The sequence below is a fragment of the Streptomyces sp. NPDC054834 genome, from assembly GCF_053611185.1.
Genome location: NZ_JBSGZV010000050.1, coordinates 51,653 through 67,157, shown reverse-complemented (window position 1 = coordinate 67,157; position 15,505 = coordinate 51,653). Strand labels below are relative to the sequence as shown.

16 protein-coding genes are annotated in these 15,505 nt (G+C 73.5%); 12 read left to right on the top strand and 4 right to left on the bottom strand.

Annotation, left to right across the window (positions count from 1 at the left end):
• Window positions 1–147: 147 nt before the first annotated feature.
• Both ACWGJM_RS40865 and ACWGJM_RS40860 read right to left on the bottom strand, forming a co-directional pair.
• Window positions 148–1,476, bottom strand: coding sequence for a PH domain-containing protein (locus ACWGJM_RS40865; RefSeq protein WP_453416831.1), 1,329 nt, complete (start codon window positions 1,474–1,476; stop codon window positions 148–150).
• Window positions 1,473–1,976: a PH domain-containing protein gene (locus ACWGJM_RS40860; RefSeq protein WP_453416830.1), complete on the bottom strand. Its 504-nt coding sequence runs from the start codon at window positions 1,974–1,976 to the stop codon at window positions 1,473–1,475. The genes ACWGJM_RS40865 and ACWGJM_RS40860 overlap by 4 nt, the downstream gene beginning before the upstream one ends.
• A gap of 40 nt (window positions 1,977–2,016) precedes the next feature.
• Between ACWGJM_RS40860 and ACWGJM_RS40855 the strand changes: the two genes are divergently transcribed.
• On the top strand, window positions 2,017–3,186 hold the full coding sequence (locus ACWGJM_RS40855) for an NADH-quinone oxidoreductase subunit D (RefSeq protein ID WP_453416834.1): 1,170 nt from the start codon (window positions 2,017–2,019) through the stop codon (window positions 3,184–3,186).
• Here ACWGJM_RS40855 and ACWGJM_RS40850 read toward each other — a convergent pair.
• Window positions 3,151–4,209 carry an SAM-dependent methyltransferase gene (locus ACWGJM_RS40850; protein ID WP_453416829.1) on the bottom strand — a complete coding sequence of 353 codons (1,059 nt, stop codon included), beginning with the start codon at window positions 4,207–4,209 and terminating at the stop codon, window positions 3,151–3,153. The genes ACWGJM_RS40855 and ACWGJM_RS40850 overlap by 36 nt on opposite strands.
• Window positions 4,210–4,327: 118 nt before the next feature.
• On the opposite strand from ACWGJM_RS40850, the gene ACWGJM_RS40845 reads away from it, so the two are divergent.
• The 3 genes from ACWGJM_RS40845 to ACWGJM_RS40835 all read left to right on the top strand — a co-directional run bounded on the left by ACWGJM_RS40845 (window position 4,328) and on the right by ACWGJM_RS40835 (window position 6,930).
• Entirely contained in the window at window positions 4,328–5,533 is a 1,206-nt protein-coding gene (locus ACWGJM_RS40845) for a sensor histidine kinase (RefSeq protein WP_453416828.1), read from the top strand.
• Between the two features lie 89 nt (window positions 5,534–5,622).
• On the top strand, window positions 5,623–6,294 hold the full coding sequence (locus tag ACWGJM_RS40840; RefSeq protein WP_453416827.1) for a response regulator: 672 nt from the start codon (window positions 5,623–5,625) through the stop codon (window positions 6,292–6,294).
• A 3-nt stretch (window positions 6,295–6,297) separates the two neighbouring features.
• On the top strand, window positions 6,298–6,930 hold the full coding sequence (locus ACWGJM_RS40835) for an AAA family ATPase (protein ID WP_453416826.1): 633 nt from the start codon (window positions 6,298–6,300) through the stop codon (window positions 6,928–6,930).
• Window positions 6,931–6,962: 32 nt separating this feature from the next.
• On the opposite strand, the gene ACWGJM_RS40830 is transcribed toward ACWGJM_RS40835, so the two are convergent.
• Window positions 6,963–8,171, bottom strand: coding sequence for a threonine aldolase family protein (locus tag ACWGJM_RS40830; RefSeq protein ID WP_453416825.1), 1,209 nt, complete (start codon window positions 8,169–8,171; stop codon window positions 6,963–6,965).
• A gap of 173 nt (window positions 8,172–8,344) precedes the next feature.
• Here ACWGJM_RS40830 and ACWGJM_RS40825 point away from each other — a divergent pair, with 173 nt between their 5' ends.
• The 8 genes from ACWGJM_RS40825 (at window position 8,345) to ACWGJM_RS40790 (ending at window position 15,497) form a co-directional block, all read left to right on the top strand.
• Window positions 8,345–9,310: a Rossmann-like and DUF2520 domain-containing protein gene (locus ACWGJM_RS40825; protein WP_453416824.1), complete on the top strand. Its 966-nt coding sequence runs from the start codon at window positions 8,345–8,347 to the stop codon at window positions 9,308–9,310.
• Window positions 9,311–9,380: 70 nt separating this feature from the next.
• Entirely contained in the window at window positions 9,381–10,382 is a 1,002-nt protein-coding gene (gene panC / locus ACWGJM_RS40820; RefSeq protein WP_453416823.1) for a pantoate--beta-alanine ligase, read from the top strand.
• 11 nt (window positions 10,383–10,393) lie between these two features.
• Window positions 10,394–12,148: an L-aspartate oxidase gene (locus ACWGJM_RS40815; RefSeq protein ID WP_453416833.1), complete on the top strand. Its 1,755-nt coding sequence runs from the start codon at window positions 10,394–10,396 to the stop codon at window positions 12,146–12,148.
• Between the two features lie 5 nt (window positions 12,149–12,153).
• Entirely contained in the window at window positions 12,154–13,140 is a 987-nt protein-coding gene (gene nadC, locus ACWGJM_RS40810) for a carboxylating nicotinate-nucleotide diphosphorylase (RefSeq protein WP_453416822.1), read from the top strand.
• 5 nt (window positions 13,141–13,145) lie between these two features.
• Window positions 13,146–13,943: a type III pantothenate kinase gene (locus tag ACWGJM_RS40805; protein ID WP_361446019.1), complete on the top strand. Its 798-nt coding sequence runs from the start codon at window positions 13,146–13,148 to the stop codon at window positions 13,941–13,943.
• Window positions 13,944–14,090: 147 nt separating this feature from the next.
• On the top strand, window positions 14,091–14,699 hold the full coding sequence (locus ACWGJM_RS40800) for a hypothetical protein (protein ID WP_453416821.1): 609 nt from the start codon (window positions 14,091–14,093) through the stop codon (window positions 14,697–14,699).
• Between the two features lie 47 nt (window positions 14,700–14,746).
• Window positions 14,747–14,926 carry a hypothetical protein gene (locus ACWGJM_RS40795; RefSeq protein ID WP_453416820.1) on the top strand — a complete coding sequence of 60 codons (180 nt, stop codon included), beginning with the start codon at window positions 14,747–14,749 and terminating at the stop codon, window positions 14,924–14,926.
• Between the two features lie 142 nt (window positions 14,927–15,068).
• Window positions 15,069–15,497, top strand: a complete 429-nt coding sequence (locus ACWGJM_RS40790) for a BlaI/MecI/CopY family transcriptional regulator (protein ID WP_453416832.1) — start codon at window positions 15,069–15,071, stop codon at window positions 15,495–15,497.
• The last annotated feature ends 8 nt before the right edge of the window (window positions 15,498–15,505 follow it).

The window sequence follows — 15,505 nt, the reverse complement described above, 5'->3', positions numbered from 1 at the left end:
CCGCACGGGTGGTGGGTGGGCATAGACCGGGGGTCTGGGGGCGGAGCCCCCAGCGCAGCGTGGGTCGCCTCGGCGTCGGACTCCGGGCGGGCTGAGAGGGGGGCCGGGCCTCCCAGTTGTCCCGCATGGGCTCCCGGCCGGCTGGGCCTAGCTCATCCAGCGTTCCGGCCCCGCGTCCCGGCGGCCCGTTCGGGAGCGTTCCGCCTGGGCGTGGAGCAGCGCCGCGGCCTCGTGCGCGTCGCGCAGGCGGGCCGTGACCGTCTTGCCGGCTCCGGTGTCCACGTGGACGTCGGCGAGGCGCCACAGCCGCGCCCAGGGGCCCTGGGTGAGCCGTACGCTCTGGACCTTGGCGTGCGGGACCAGGGAGAGGCTGCGGCGCAGCAGTCCGTGCCGGGCGGCGAAGACGGTGTCCGTGACCGCGATGCCGTGGCCCCGCCACCACACCGGCAGGCACCACCCGGCCCGGCGCGGCGGCCGTACCGGAGCGGAGGGGACCGTCACCCCGGGCAGTATCCGCGCGACGACGGACTCGGCGACCGCGCGCGGAGCGACCGGCACCAGCACGGAGTTGGACGACCCGGCCACGTACAGCTCCACCCGCACCCACCCGCGCCTCCGCCACAGCGGCGGCTCGACGATCCGTACGGTCTGCACCCGCCCCGGCGGCACCGTCTCGTGCGTGCGGTCGAGCAGCCCGTGGTCGATCCGCAGCCCGTCCGCGGACTCGGCCACCGTCCAGTCGTACTCCCCGACGAACCGCCCCACGGTGTGCGCGCCCGCCGCGCCGAGGAACGGCAGCCCGGTGACGAGCACCGTCCACACGCTGTGGGTGGCGAGCCACAGCAGGGGCGGGACGACGAGGGCGGCCGCCAACGAGCCCCACGTGGCGGCCGTCAGCACCAGCGAGATGGCGAGCTTGTGCGGGGGTACGCGCATCAGCTCCCGCGCCGGCGCCTCACCCACCTCGCGCGCCGCCTCCGGTGCGAAACCGGCCGCGCGCGCGAGCAGTTCGGCGCGCAGCGCCCGGGCCTCGCCCTCGCCGAGGAAGGCGAGTTCGTCCTTCTTGTCGGCCCCTACGACGTCGATCCGCAGCTTGGCGACACCGGCCACGCGCGCGAGCAGCGGCTGGGTGATGTCGACGGCCTGGATCCGCTCCAGCCGGATGTGGGCGGTGCGCCGGAAGAACAGGCCCGTGCGTATGCGCAGCTCGGTGTCGGTCACCGCGAAGTGCGTGAACCACCAGGACAGGAAGCCGTAGAGGGAGGCCGCCGGGACCAGCACGGCGAGCCCGGCCAGGAGCATGGTCGTGGTCAGCCTCGTCAGCTGCGCCTGCGCCTGGTTCGGGTCGTGCGCGGCCCACCCGGCGAGCACGGCGACCGGAGCCCACGCCCGCCGGAACGGTGTCACGGGGTGCAGCCGCCGCTCGGCCACGGGCGGGACCTGTCGTATGCCGTCGGCTGCTTCCGGCGCCGTCACAGCCCCGCCGATCGGGCCTCGCCCAGCTCGGTGAGCCGGTCACGCAGCCGCTCCGCCTCGGCCGGGTCGAGGCCGGGGATGGCCGCGTCGGTGGCGGCGGCCGCCGTGTGCAGCTGCACGCTCGCCAGCCCGAAGTACCGTTCCACGGGCCCGGAGGTCACCTCGACCAGCTGCATCCGCCCGTACGGTACGACGGTCTCCTCGCGCCACAGCACACCGCGGCTGATCAGCAGGTCGTCGGCACGCTCGGCATAGCGCCAGGACCGCCAGTTGCGGCCGAGCAGCACCCAGCCCCACGCCATCAGGGCCAGCGGCAGCAGCGCGAACGCGGCCCACCCCGGCCCGGCGAGCAGCCCGGGCAGCAGTCCCACGGCGAGCGCAACCGCTCCCAGCCACAGCACCAGCAGCAGCCGCCGCATCCGCAGCAGGCCCGGGGGCAGTCCCCGCCACACCGGCTCGGCCGCCGTCGCCGCGCCGCCTTCCCCGCTCCCCGTCTCCATACGGTCAGCCTACGTAGGGGAGACTGTGTCCATGACGTCCATGACCCCAGCGACCCCCGCGATCCCCGCGACGGAGACCACGGTCGGGATCGGCGGCGCCGCGGAGAGCACCGACATGGTGCTGAACATCGGCCCCCAGCACCCGTCCACGCACGGCGTGCTGCGGCTGAAGCTGGTGCTGGACGGCGAGCGCATCCTGCACGCGGAACCGGTGATCGGCTACATGCACCGCGGCGCGGAGAAACTCTTCGAGGCGCGCGACTACCGCCAGATCATCATGCTCGCCAACCGCCACGACTGGCTGTCGGCCTTCTCCAACGAGCTGGGCGTGGTGCTCGCCGTCGAGCGGATGCTCGGCATGGAGGTCCCGGGGCGCGCGGTGTGGACGCGGACGCTGCTGGCCGAGCTGAACCGGGTGCTGAACCACCTGATGTTCCTGGGCTCCTATCCGCTGGAGCTGGGCGGCATCACCCCGGTCTTCTACGCGTTCAGGGAGCGCGAGGTGCTCCAGAACGTCATGGAGGAGGTCTCCGGCGGGCGCATGCACTACATGTTCAACCGCGTCGGCGGCCTGAAGGAGGACCTGCCGGCCGGCTGGGCCGCACGCGCGCGTGCCGCCGTCGCCGCCGTCCGCTCGCGCATGGACGTCTTCGACGACCTGGTGCTCGGCAACGAGATCTTCCGAGGGCGCACCCGGGGCGTGGGGACGCTCTCGCCGGAGGCCGTGCACGCCTACGGCGTGAGCGGGCCCGTCGCGCGCGCCTCGGGCGTCGACTTCGATCTGCGCCGCGACGAGCCGTACCTGGCGTACGGGGAGCTCCAGGACGTCCTGGAGGTCGTCACCCGGCGGGAAGGCGACTGCCTGGCCCGCTTCGAGTGCCTCCTGGCGCAGACCCACAACGCGCTGGACCTGGCCGACGCCTGCCTGGACCGGCTCGCGGAGCTGCCGCCCGGCCCGATCAACCAGCGGCTGCCGAAGGTCCTGAAGGCGCCCGAGGGCCACACGTACGCGTGGACCGAGAACCCGCTCGGCATCAACGGCTACTACCTGGTCAGCAAGGGCGAGAAGACCCCGTACCGGCTGAAGCTGCGCTCGGCCTCGTACAACAACATCCAGGTGCTGACCGAGCTGCTGCCGGGGACGCTGGTGGCGGACATGGTGGCGATCCTGGGCTCAATGTTCTTCGTGGTCGGGGACATCGACAAATAGGTCCAGTACGTCCAGGTCCGGTACGTCCGTGACCCCGATCGGCTGGAGCAGCCACCCGAAGTCCCCGAGGCCGCCCGGCGCCGTCAGCTCGGCGGCCTCACCGGTGCTCGCCAGGGCGCGTACATACTCCGCCGGGTCGGTGGACGCCAGTGCGAGCGGGGGGCGTGCGCCCGTGAGGCCCAGGGCGCGCAGGGCGTCGCGCTGGACGAGCAGGCGCGCGCCGGGGAGTGCACGCGCCGTGGGGTGCGCCGCGCACGCGTCCAGGGCCACATGCGCGGTGATGTCGCACGACCCGTCCGGCACGGGCGCCGTCTCGCGCCCCTCCCGGAAACCGGTGAGCGTCCCGAAGAGCGGACGCGTGTCCGCCGTGTGCGCGTAGTCCACGGCGACCGCCAGCCCCCGCTCGACGCGCGCGACGGCCGACGCCCACGCGGTGTCCCTGGGCAGCCCGATCTCCGCCCGCAGCCCCTCCTCGGGGGGCAGCGGCCACCACCGCGCCAGCCACTCGGCCTCCGTCCCCGACACCGGCTCTCCGAGCCGCTCGCGCCCGTCCTCCCGCACGAGCACCCGCCGGGGCACGCCCGCCGGGTCCACCTCCGCGACCTCCACGGGTACGTTGTCCAGCCACTCGTTGGCGAACAGCAGCCCGCGGATCCCCCTGGGCGGCTCGCTCAGCCAGGCGATCCGGTCGTCGAGCCCCGCCGGGCGGTCGGCCAGCTCGACGGCGTGCCCGCGCGCGCGGGAAGCCACCTCGGCCGGCAGCGCGGCCAGCACACCCGCGACCAGCTCGCCCCGCCCGGCCCCCAGGTCGACGAAGTCCAGCGTCCCCGGCCGCCCCAGCGCCCCGTCCACCCGGCACAGCAGCCGTGCCACCGCCCGCGCGAACAGCGGCGACGCGTGGACGGAGGTCCGGAAGTGCCCGGCCGGTCCCTCGGGCCGCCGGTAGAAGCCGCCGGGTCCGTACAGGGCCGCCTCGGTGGCCGCCCGCCAGCCCCGCCACTCACCGGAGTTCTCATCCCTCACCAGGACAGACTAGGCGCACAGGTGATCACGTCCTCCACCTTGCGGAGTATGCCGGTCGGGAGCGGATCGGCCCTCCGGTTGACCCCCGCACACTTCACTCTTCCCTACTCTGGGTTACGTGCAGCGCCTCTATGACTTCCTCCGCAGACACCCGACGTGGGTCGACACCTTCTGGGCCGTCGTCCTGTTCGGGCTCTCCTGCGTGAGCGTGACCAGCGTCAACGGGGCGCCGGACCACCACATGCCCATCGCCGCCGGACTGGCCGTCTCCGCCGTCCTGTGCGTGGTCGTCGCGCTGCGCCGCCTCTTTCCGGAGCCGATGCTGCTGCTGGCCGCCGCGACCGGCCTGGCCCAGCTGATCCTGGACGTCGAGACGACCGTCGCCGACTTCGCCATGCTGGTGATCACCTACACGGTCGCCACGGTCGGCGCCCGCTGGGCCTCGCGGCTCGCCCTGGGCATCAGCCTGTGCGCGGCGACCCTGGCGCAGATCCGCTGGCCGGCCGACGAGCCCGCAGGCCTGGCCCGCATCGCGGTCGTGGTGTTCCAGACGGTGCCGTTCGCCCTCGCCTGGGTGCTCGGCGACTCCATGCGCACCCGCCGCGCCTACTTCGCGCAGCTGGAGGAGCGCGCCGCACGCCTGGAGAAGGAGCGCGAGGCGCAGTCCAAGGTCGCGGTCGCCGCCGAACGCGCACGCATCGCGCGCGAGTTGCACGACGTCGTCGCGCACAACGTGTCCGTGATGGTGGTGCAGGCCGACGGCGCCGCCTACGTCCTCGACTCCGCGCCCGACCAGGCGAAGAAGGCCCTGGAGACGATCTCCTCCACCGGCCGTCAGGCCCTCGCCGAGATGCGCCGCCTGCTGGGCGTGCTGCGCACCGGCGAGCACCAGGAGGGCGGCGAGTACGTCCCGCAGCCCGACGTGGAGCAGATCGACGACCTGGTCGAGCAGTGCCGCACCTCCGGCCTGCCCGTCGACTTCAAGGTGGAGGGCACCCCGCGCCCGCTGCCCAGTGGCGTCGAGCTCACCGCGTACCGGATCGTGCAGGAGGCGCTGACCAACACCCGCAAGCACGGCGGGCCCAACGCGGGCGCCAGCGTGCGGCTGGTCTACTTCGACGACGGCCTCGGCCTGCTCGTCGAGGACGACGGCAAGGGCGCCCCGCACGAGCTGTACGAGGAGGGCGGCGCCGACGGCCAGGGCCACGGCCTGATCGGCATGCGGGAGCGGGTCGGTATGGTCGGCGGCACCCTGGACGCGGGCCCGCGCCCCGGTGGAGGCTTCCGTATCAGCGTCCTGCTGCCCCTCAAAGCGGCGCACTGACGCCGACGCACGCCCCGCGGTGACACCTGTCACGCCCGCGCACGACCCACCCGCCCCACGACCCCCGCTGAAGAACGGAAGAGGCCCCGATGACGATCCGCGTGATGCTCGTCGACGACCAGGTGCTGCTGCGCACCGGGTTCCGGATGGTGCTCGCCGCCCAGCCGGACATGGAGGTCGTCGCGGAGGCGGGCGACGGCGTCGAGGCCCTCCAGGTGCTGCGCTCCACCTCGGTCGACGTGATCCTGATGGACGTACGCATGCCGAAGCTGGACGGCGTGGAGACCACCCGCCGCATCTGCCTGGAGCCCGAACCGCCGAAGGTGCTGATCCTGACCACCTTCGACCTCGACGAGTACGCGTTCTCCGGGCTCAAGGCGGGCGCCTCCGGCTTCATGCTCAAGGACGTGCCGCCCGGCGACCTGCTGGCCGCCATCCGCTCCGTGCACAGCGGCGACGCCGTCGTGGCACCGTCCACCACCCGCCGGCTGCTGGACCGCTTCGCGCCCATGCTGCCCTCCGCCGGCAAGGAACCGCAGCACAGGGAGCTGGAGCGGCTCACCGACCGCGAGCGCGAGGTCATGGTGCTGGTCGCCCAGGGCCTGTCGAACGGCGAGATCGCCGCCCGGCTGGTGCTGTCCGAGGCGACCGTGAAGACCCATGTGGGCCGCATTCTGACCAAACTGGGCCTCAGGGACCGGGTGCAGGTGGTGGTCCTGGCCTACGAGACGGGGATCGTACGGGCCGGCGGGCACGGCTGACCCATGCTCCTGTGGATCAACGGCCCCTTCGGGGGCGGTAAGACACAGACCGCGCACGAGATACGGCGCCGCCTGCCCGGCAGCGTCATCTGCGATCCCGAGCACGCCGGGTTCGGCCTTCACCGCATGCTTCCGCCCGGCCTCCGCGGAAACTTCCAGGACCTGGCCGCCTGGCGGCAGGGCGTCGTAGAGGTGCTCGACCTCGCCCTCACCGAGCACGACGGCGTGGTCATCGCCCCGATGACGGTCACCGACTCCGGCCACTTCGCCGAGACCGTCGGCCGCCTGCGCGAACTCGGCCATGACGTACGGCACTTCACGTTGCTCGCCGAACGCGAGACCGTGCTGAGACGGCTACGGGAACGCGGTTTCGGCCATCTCCTTCAGTTCGCCGGCGGGAAGAACGCCGGGCTGGGCAGGGAGACCTGGGCGGTGAGCCAACTCGACCACTGCCTGGAGCGGCTGCGCGAACCGGAGTTCGCCGAGCACCTGCGGACGGACCACTCCAGCGTCCCCGAGACGGCGGACCGCATCGCCGGCCTGGCCGGCCTCACCCTGCGCCCCAACCACGAGGGCCCGCTACGGACCCGGATGAGGCAGGTGGGCGTGGGGCTGCGGCACATCCGGTTCGACTGAGACCGCCGCCCCACGCACTCCGTGTCCTGCGGTTACTTCTCCTCCGGCAGCCGGGCCACGAAGTCCGCGACCGCCGCCTTCACATCGGCCGCCGTCCACTCCAGGCCGGCGGCCCGGACGACGACTTCGGTGAAGGCCAGGCCCGGCCCGCCGCGCAGCCAGCCGATGGCGAACAGCAGGGTCCCCGTCTCCTCGGCCTGCCGCACCGCCGCCTCCGCCAGCACATCGGGCTCGTACGGCAGCCAGACCTGGAACTCGTGCGTGTGCGGCTCCTCGGGGTGCACACGCGCCCAGGGCAGCCCGGCCGCGGCGAACCCCTCGCGCAGCGCGGCGGCCACCACGCGCGCGTGGCGCACGTACTCCGGCAGCCGGGGCAGCTCCCGCTCCAGCCCGACCAGCGCCGACAGGGCGGTGGGGAACTGCTGGAACACCATGCCGCCGTACCGGTGCCGCCAGGTCTTCGCCTCCTCCACCAGGGTCCTCGGGCCGGCCAGCGCGGCGCCGCCGAAGCCGTCGAGGGACTTGTAGAACGACACGTAGACGCTGTCGGCGAGTCCGGCGATCTCGTCCAGGGAACGCCCGAAGTGGACGGTGGTCTCCCACAGGCGCGCGCCGTCGAAGTGCACCACCGCGTCGCGCTCCCGGGCCGCCGCGACGACCTCGCCGAGCTCCTCCCAGGTGGGCAGCACGAAACCGACGTCCCTGAGGGGCAGCTCCAGCATCAGCGCCCCGAAGGGTTCCTCGAAGTCGCGTATCTCCGCGGCCGTGGGGAGCCGGGGTTCGTCGGTCACCCGGACCGGGCGCAGTCCGCTCACCTCGCTGAACGCGTTCCGCTCGTGCACCTCGGGATGGGCCTGCGCGTGCAGGGCGACGGTGGGGTTGCCGGTGCGGCCCGCCCAGCAGCGCAGGGCCACCTGCTGAGCCATCGTGCCGGTCGGGAAGAACGCGGCGGCCTCGGTGCCCAGCAGCGCGGCGACCCGCTCCTCCAGGGCGGCCACGACCCCGTTGCCGTACATGTCGGCCGGCTCGTCCAGGTCGTACACCTGGGGTGCCGCCTCCTGCAGATGCGCCAGACGCTCCCCGATCGTGGTCCGGAAACCCCCGCGCGACAGCACGCGCCGGGACTGCTGGAAAGCGGCGGCGCGCCGCTCCCGCAACCGCTCTTGTGCCGACTTCTCCCCGCCCTGCTCGCCGCCCTGTCCCGGGCCCTGCTGCGCGCCTTGCTCCGCCGTATCGCTCATGCCCCGGATCATGCCGTGGCCCCGCCCTGCCCGGACACCGGATTTCAGGTCCCCCGGACCGTGTGGAAACCCACAGCCTGTGGACAACCGACCGGCCCTCGACCCGATAGCGTTAACATGACGAGAAATCGTCCGGTACCCAGAGCGGACTGGAACGGGAAGGCCGTCGTCGCGTGACCACAGTCCACCAGCAAGACTCCAAGGACCGCCCAGCGCGGCTCACCGTCGGCGTCATCGGCGCCGGCCGCGTGGGTCCCGCGCTCGCCGCGTCCCTGCAACTCGCCGGGCACCGCCCGGTCGCCGTCTCCGCCGTCTCCGACGCCTCCCGGCGGCGGGCCGCGCTGCTCCTGCCGGACGTGCCGGTCGTGCCGCCCGCCGAGGTCCTCCAGCGCGCCGACCTGGTCCTGCTGACCGTGCCGGACGACACGCTGCCCGGCCTCGTCACCGGCCTTGCCGAGACGGGGGCCGTACGCCCGGGACAGCTGCTCGTGCACACCTCCGGGCGGTACGGCGCCAGGGTGCTCGAACCCGCCCTGCGCGCGGGCGCGCTGCCCCTGGCCCTGCACCCCGCGATGACCTTCACCGGCACCCCCGTCGACGTTCAGCGGCTCGCCGGCTGCTCCTTCGGCGTCACCGCGCCCGAGGAGCTGCGGCTGGCCGCCGAGGCCCTCGTGATCGAGATGGGCGGCGAGCCCGAGTGGATCGCCGAGGAGAACCGCGCGCTCTACCACACCGCCCTCGCGCTGGGCGCGAACCACCTGGTCACGCTGGTCGCCCAGTCCATGGAGCTGCTGCGCACGGCCGGTGTCGAGGCCCCCGACCGGATGCTCGGCCCGCTGCTCGGCGCCGCCCTGGACAACGCCCTGCGCTCCGGCGACGCGGCGCTGACCGGGCCCGTCGCGCGCGGGGACGCGGGCACCGTCGCCGCCCACGTCGCGGAGCTGCGGGCGCACGCCCCGCAGGCCGTCGCCGGCTATCTGGCGATGGCCCGCGCGACCGCCGACCGCGCGCTCGCCCACGGACTGCTGAAGCCGGAACTCGCGGAGGACCTCCTAGGGGTACTCGCCGACGGGGCGGCCGGGGCCGCGGGGCCCGGCGGCACCGACGGCACCGACGGCACCGAGGGAGACGGCCGATGACCGGGACCGGGTTCAAGACCGCGACGGAGGGCCGCCCGGCGACGTGCGCGCCCGGGAACGGAGACCTGCGATGACCGCCGCCCTGCTGAGCACCGCCGACGAGCTGCACGCGCGTGTGCGCCGGGGCCGCCGCGCCGTCGTGATGACCATGGGCGCCCTGCACGAGGGCCACGCCACACTGATCCGCACCGCGCGCGAGATCGCCGGGCCGGACGGCGAGGTCATCGTCACCGTCTTCGTCAACCCGCTTCAGTTCGGCGCCGGTGAGGACCTCGACCGCTACCCGCGCACCCTCGACGCCGACCTCAAGCTCGCCGAGCAGTCCGGCGCGGACGCCGTGTTCGCTCCCGCCGTGGACGAGGTCTACCCGGGCGGCGAACCCCAGGTGCGCGTCTCCGCGGGCCCGATGGGCGAGCGCCTGGAGGGCGGCTCCCGCCCCGGGCATTTCGACGGCATGCTGACGGTCGTCGCCAAGCTGCTGCACCTCACCCGCCCCGACGTGGCGCTGTACGGGCAGAAGGACGCCCAGCAGCTGGCCCTGATCCGCCGCATGGTGCGGGACCTGAACTTCGGCGTGGAGATCGTCGGCGTACCGACCGTGCGGGAGGAGGACGGCCTGGCCCTGTCCAGCCGCAACCGCTACCTCTCGCCCCGGGAGCGGCGCACGGCCCTCTCCCTGTCCCTGTCCCTGTTCGCGGGCCGCGACCGGCACGTCGCCCAGGAGGCGCTGCTCGCGCGGGCCCGCGAGGTGCCCGCCACACGTGCGCGTGCCGAGGCGCTCAGCGCCATAGGGGAGTCCCGCGCGGCGGCCGACGCGCACGCCGTCGCCAAGGCGGCCCCGGGCGGCCCGGCGGCCGTCCGCGCGGCGGCCCGCCAGGTCCTCGACGAGGCCGCCCGCCTCGACCCGCCGCTCCAGCTGGACTACCTCGCGCTGGTCGACCCGTCCGACTTCACCGAGATCGGCGACGACTTCACCGGCGAAGCCGTCCTGGCCGTCGCCGCCCGGGTCGGCACGACCCGGCTGATCGACAACCTCCCCCTCACCTTCGGAACCCTCGGAGCCGCCTCGTGACCAGCACAGGCATACGCCCGCCCGTCGCCCACCACCCTCAAGCGGGAGCGCTTCGCGCTCGCCCCCGCTTGTACGCGCCCGCACCCGGGTGGTCCATCTCCGCGGACGTGATCGTCGTCGGCTCCGGAGTGGCCGGCCTCACCGCGGCCCTGCGCTGCGAGGCGGCGGGCCTGACGACGGTCGTCGTCACCAAGGCCCGCCTCGACGACGGCTCCACCCGCTGGGCGCAGGGCGGCATCGCCGCGGCCCTGGGCGAGGGCGACACCCCCGAACAGCACCTCGACGACACGCTGGTCGCGGGCGCGGGCCTGTGCGACGAGGAGGCCGTACGGATCCTCGTCACCGAGGGCCCCGACGCCGTACGGCGGCTGATCTCCACCGGCGCCCACTTCGACACCGACGACGAGGGCGACATCCACCTCACCCGCGAGGGCGGCCACCACCGGCGCCGGATCGCGCACGCGGGCGGCGACGCCACCGGCGCGGAGGTCTCCCGGGCGCTCGTGGAGGCCGTGCACGCGCGCGGGGTGCGCACGATCGAGAACGCGCTCGTGCTGGACCTGCTGACCGACGCCGAGGGCCGTACGGCCGGTGTCAGCCTGCACGTCATGGGCGAGGGCCAGCACGACGGCGTGGGCGCCGTGCACGCCCCCGCGGTGGTCCTCGCGACCGGCGGCATGGGCCAGGTGTTCTCCGCCACCACCAACCCGTCGGTGTCCACCGGCGACGGCGTGGCGCTGGCGCTGCGCGCGGGCGCGGAGGTCTCCGACCTGGAGTTCGTGCAGTTCCACCCGACCGTGCTGTTCCTCGGCCCGGACGCGGAGGGGCAGCAGCCGCTCGTCTCCGAGGCGGTGCGCGGCGAAGGCGCCCACCTGGTCGACGGCGACGGCGTGCGCTTCATGGTCGGGCAGCACGAGCTGGCCGAGCTGGCGCCCCGGGACATCGTCGCCAAGGGCATCCTGCGGCGGATGCTGGAGCAGGGCGCCGAGCACATGTACCTCGACGCCCGGCACTTCGGGGCCGACATGTGGGAGCACCGCTTCCCGACGATCCTGGCCGCCTGCCGTGCGAACGGCATCGACCCGGTATCCGAGCCCATCCCGATCGCCCCGGCCGCTCACTACGCCTCCGGGGGCGTGCGCACCGACTCCCGCGGCCGGACCACCGTCCCGGGCCTGTACGCGTGCGGCGAGGTCGCCTGCACCGGCGTGCACGGGGCCAACCGGCTCGCCTCCAACTCCCTCCTGGAGGGCCTCGTCTACGCCGAGCGCATCGCCGCCGACATCGCGGCCGGCCACACGGCCGAGGGCCTCCACGCGCGCGTGCCCGAGCCCGTCCCGGACCCCGAGAGGCCGGCGCACCCCCTGCTCGCCCCCGAGGCCCGCTTCGCGATCCAGCGGATCATGACCGAGGGCGCGGGCGTCCTGCGCTCGGAGGAGTCCCTCGCCAAGGCCGCCGACCAGCTTCAGCGGCTGCACTCCGAGGCCCGTGACGCCCTCGAGGAGAACGGCAAGACCGCCGAGCCCGGCGTCGACACCTGGGAGGCCACCAACCTCCTGTGCGTGGCCCGCGTCCTGGTCGCCGCCGCGCGGCTGCGCGAGGAGACCCGCGGCTGCCACTGGCGCGAGGACCGGGCCGGCCGCGACGACGCGAACTGGCGCCGCCACATCGTCGTACGGCTGAATCCCGACCGGTCGCTGGCCGTGCGCACCACCGACACCGCAGACTTCCCCCCGACCCGGCAGCAGCGTCCCCAGGAGCAGTGAGTCACGTGAGCACCCCCGACCTTCCCCTCGCCTCGTCCGGCGGCTGCGGCGACGGCTGCGCCTGCGGCGCGGACGCGGACGCGGGATACGACGAATACGCGGAGTGCGGGCTCGACCCCGCGCTCGCGCAGCTCCTGGCCGACGCCGGACTCGACCCGGTGGAGGTCGAGGACATCGCCAACGTGGCCATCCAGGAGGACCTCGCCCACGGCGTGGACGTGACGACGGTCGCGACCATCCCCGAGGACGCGGTGGCCACCGCCGACTTCACCGCACGCGAGGCGGGCGTAGTGGCGGGCCTCAGGGTCGCCGAGGCCGTGGTCTCCGTGGTCTGCACGGACGAGTTCGAGGTCGAGCGGCACGTAGAGGACGGGGACCGGGTGGAGGCCGGGCAGAAGCTGCTGTCGGTCACCACGCGCACCCGTGACCTGCTGACCGCCGAGCGCAGCGCGCTGAACATCCTGTGCCGCCTGTCGGGCATCGCGACCGCCACGCGTGCGTGGGCGGACGTGCTGGAGGGCACCGACGCCAAGGTGCGGGACACCCGCAAGACCACACCGGGGCTCAGGGCGCTGGAGAAGTTCGCGGTGCGCTGCGGCGGGGGCGTCAACCACCGCATGTCGCTCTCCGACGCGGCCCTGGTCAAGGACAACCACGTCGTCGCCGCGGGCGGGGTCGCGCAGGCCTTCAAGGCCGTACGGGAGACCTTCCCCGAGGTGCCGATCGAGGTCGAGGTCGACACCCTGCACCAGCTGCGCGAGGTCCTGGACGCGGGCGCCGACCTGATCCTGCTGGACAACTTCACGCCGATGGAGTGCGAGGAGGCCGTGGCGCTCGTCGACGGGCGGGCCCTGCTGGAGGCGTCCGGCCGGCTCACCCTGGACAACGCCCGCGCGTACGCCGAGACCGGCGTCGACTTCCTCGCCGTGGGCGCCCTGACCCACTCCTCGCCGATCCTGGACATCGGCCTGGACCTGCGTGAGGCGGAGTAACGGTCATGCTCCTCACGATCGACGTGGGCAACACGCACACCGTTCTGGGCCTGTTCGACGGTGAGGACATCGTCGAGCACTGGCGGATCTCGACGGACGCGCGCCGGACGGCGGACGAGCTGGCGGTACTGCTCCAGGGCCTGATGGGCATGCACCCGCTGCTCGGCGACGAACTGGGCGACGGGATCGACGGGATCGCGATCTGCGCGACCGTGCCGTCGGTGCTGCACGAGCTGCGTGAGGTGACGCGGCGCTACTACGGCGACGTGCCCGCGGTGCTCGTGGAGCCCGGGGTGAAGACCGGCGTGCCGATCCTCACCGACAACCCCAAGGAGGTCGGGGCGGACCGGATCATCAACGCGGTGGCCGCCGTCGAGCTGTACGGCGGCCCGGCGATCGTCGTGGACTTCGGTACGGCCACGACCTTCGACGCGGTCTCCGCGCGCGGGGAGTACGTCGGCGGGGTCATCGCCCCCGGTATCGAGATCTCGGTCGAGGCGCTGGGCGTCAAGGGCGCGCAGCTCCGCAAGATCGAGGTGGCCCGGCCGCGCAGTGTCATCGGCAAGAACACGGTCGAGGCGATGCAGGCCGGGATCGTGTACGGGTTCGCCGGGCAGGTCGACGGCGTGGTGAGCCGGATGGCGCGGGAGCTGGCCGACGATCCGGACGAGGTGACCGTGATCGCGACGGGTGGGCTGGCGCCGATGGTGCTGGGCGAGTCCTCGGTGATCGACGAACACGAGCCGTGGCTGACGTTGGTGGGGCTGCGCTTGGTGTACGAACGGAACGTGTCCCGCATGTGAGAGCACCCACGCGCCTTTCGTCGCCCCAAGCGGGGGCTCCGCCCCGGACCTCCGTTTCGGACCGAACGGCCTCCGGGGGGGTGGCTGGGTCGCGCCACACGGGCTGGGTTATGTCGAGTTTGTCCGATTAGCGCGTATCGTCGGCGCATGCCCACGCCACACGGAACCCGCGGCGGCATGGCGTTCGGTGTGGAGGAGCTGCGTGTGCTCCGCCGTGCTCTCGCCCTTGCCCTTCATCCCGGCCCGGCTTCGGCCGAGGACGTGCAGGAGTGTTTCCGGCTTGCCGAGTCGCTCGACGAGGCGATGCGCGAGGGGGCCAGGCTGCGCGCCTTCGTGGTGGCGGACCTGGCCAGGTACCGGGCCGCGCTGCCCGGTACGGCCACCGGTTATCTGGCGCTCCTGGAGGAGGCGCTGCGCGCGGGGCACCGGCCGACGTCCGACGATCTGGCCGCGCTGGGGGCCCTGCGCGGGAATCCGGCCGCGGCGGCCCTGCTCGAGAGGTGCGCCGTGACCGTACCGGCCTGCCGTACGCCGCTGCCGGTCCTCCCGGGGGGCCGGTGCGCGGAATCGGGCGAGGGTGGCGCCGACCAGCCCGCCGAGAAGCCCGCGGAGAAACCCGACCGGAAGCCCGCCGAGCCCGTCACGCCCGTCGCGCCCCGTCCGCAGCGGCCCATTCCGACCCCGGGTGAGGTCTTCCCGCGCCGCAAGCCTGCCCCTCCGTCAGAGGAGCCCTCCCGGCGGCTCGCCGCCGTCTGAGCGCACCCCTGCCGATCCGGGCGAATCCCCGTGGCTACCCTGGAGGCATGGACTACGTCTCCGCGCTCGTACCCCCGGTCGTCATGGCCGTCTTCTTCGTCGGTGTGGTCAGGGTGATCGTGAAGACCCAGGGCGGCGCCGCCAAGGCCAAGGAGGACGCGGCCGTCGACGCCGCGCTCGCGCGTACGGAGGGCGCCCGCCAGGCCTCCGCCGGCACCGACGCCTGAGAAGGACCGCGCGGCCGGTCGTGGCGTACGCCCTTTTGTTCGCGTTTGCGCAGAAAGTGCACGTTCGGCACGCCATTGCCGGGATCTCCCACTATTGTTCTGAGGTGTGCCCCGGCCATTGGGAGAACTCGAAGACGCGGTCATGACGCGGGTGTGGAAGTGGAACCGCCCGGTGACCGTACGAGAAGTCCTGGAAGACCTTCAGCGAGAACGGTCGATCGCGTACACGACGGTCATGACCGTTTTGGACAATCTCCATCAGAAGGGCTGGGTGCGCCGCGAGGCGGAAGGCCGGGCCTATCGATATGAGGCCGTCTCCACGCGGGCCGCCTACGCCGCCGCACTGATGAACGACGCCTGGTCGCAGAGCGACAACCAGGCCGCCGCTCTCGTCGCGTTCTTCGGGATGATGAGCGAGGAACAGCGCCAGGCCCTCAGGGACGCCGTACGCATCGTCCAGGGCCCTGCGGATAGCGCCCCGGCGGATACCGGCCCCGATACCGCCGCCCATACCTCCCCCGATACCGGCGAAGAGAACCCCGGCTCGGTGCGGGAGCGCGGCGGGCGATAGCGTCCGCT